Origin of the sequence: Pontimonas sp. (assembly GCF_031581085.1) — a bacterium.
Classification (GTDB): domain Bacteria; phylum Actinomycetota; class Actinomycetes; order Actinomycetales; family Microbacteriaceae; genus Pontimonas.
Genome location: NZ_JAVLBO010000067.1, coordinates 1 through 1,506 on the forward strand (window position 1 = coordinate 1; position 1,506 = coordinate 1,506).

The 1,506-nt window shown below is 59.1% G+C and carries 1 protein-coding gene; it reads right to left on the reverse strand.

Annotated elements, in window-relative coordinates; all coding sequences use genetic code 11:
• A partial coding sequence (locus RI518_RS07885) for a hypothetical protein (protein ID WP_310689827.1) occupies positions 1 to 1,506 on the reverse strand: 1,506 nt, incomplete at both ends.

Here is a 1,506-nt window from a genome sequence, read left to right on the forward strand (position 1 = left end):
TCTTTGTCGCATCAGACGTGCCCGGATCTGCTTCTGCCGCCGGTTCCTCTGTGCCTTCACCGGAGGTCCCGCTTGCAGGCGCCAGCTCAGCACTGTTGTTGTCAGACTCAGAGTTCGATGCAGTGTTCGGCGTGGCCGCAGTGAAGAGCCCGGATGAGTCGATACCGAAGCGCTCAGTCAACACCAGGGGATTGCCCGCAGGGTCCTTGCTGGTGAGGCTGAGCGTGTAGGTGCCGGGGGTGAGCCCTACGGGCAGGGTGGTGGTGGTACTGAAGTAGCCCAGCCGCGAGGCGGTGCCAGACGCAAGAACTGTTCCACCTGGGTTTAACGTCACTCGGAAGGCCTGGCCACGGGCCAGCCCTTCACCTTCGGCCAGGATTAGTGTGCCCGAGTGCTGGTCGCCGACCTCAATTCCGGTATCAAAGTGAATCCCAGCCGAAGATGCACGCTCCGTGATGGTGGCGGAGTCAGCGGAGAAAGAATCTCCAGAATCTCCCGTGCCGCAGGGGTTGGTGGATTGCTCCCATAGTAGGTAGGGGTAGCCTTCATTCACGGACGAACACGTGCCCCAGATGGTGTCTGTGGACGCGTCGAAGGGGGCCCACGACACAAGCCCATTCCCCCCGTTCCATGCACTGAACGTGCCGGCTGTAGTCATTTCAACGCTGGTTTTGCCGGTTCCCTCGCCACCGGCAGAGGTCGTCCGCCCGGTCCTCGTAATGTCCCAAAACGAGTTTTGGGCAGTGAGTGTTGACGGGCCTTCTAATTTGCCGACCAGGCCTCCGAGGCTGCCGCTGCCTGTGACTGAACCTGCGGCGTAGGTATTGACCAAAGTGATTTTTGAGCCACTCACGGCCCCCACTACTCCGCCCGCATCCTCTCCGCTGACGTTGCCTAACGCGTAGGAGTTAGAGATGGTTGTGGTGTCCGACGACACCCCAACCATGCCGCCGATTGACCTACTACCCGGGCTCGTGCTGATGTGCACGCCGACAGTGCTGTGCGAAATGGTGGAATTTCGCAGTGCTCCCACTAAACCACCGACGTTGTTTCCCGTGCTTGATGCGGTTCCTGACGCAGATACTTGCGAAATCTTGGTGTCTATTGCAGAGGCGACGAGAGCCCCAGCGCCAGAGGACGCGGACGCCTCGATTGTGGCGACAAGGTTGAGGTGTGAAATTTCCACGTCGTCAGAGTCCCCGTCGGTCATGCCGAAGAGACCTCGATCACCATCACCGTCACTGACGAGTCCGAGAATACTGTTTCCTTGGCCATCAAACGTGCCGGTAAAAGATGCATCACCGACGTCGGAATCGCGCCCGATGGGGGTGAAGTTACATCCGTCGAGGTTCACCGATTGGGTGAGCACGAAATCCTGCTCCCGCCAATCCCCCGTGACACCAGTCGCCGCTGACTCAAAATTTTCGGAGAGATAAATCAGCTGATCGTGTCGACTAATCTCGAATTGGCCCGTGGACGAGTTATAGACCGGAGCGTCCTCACTCG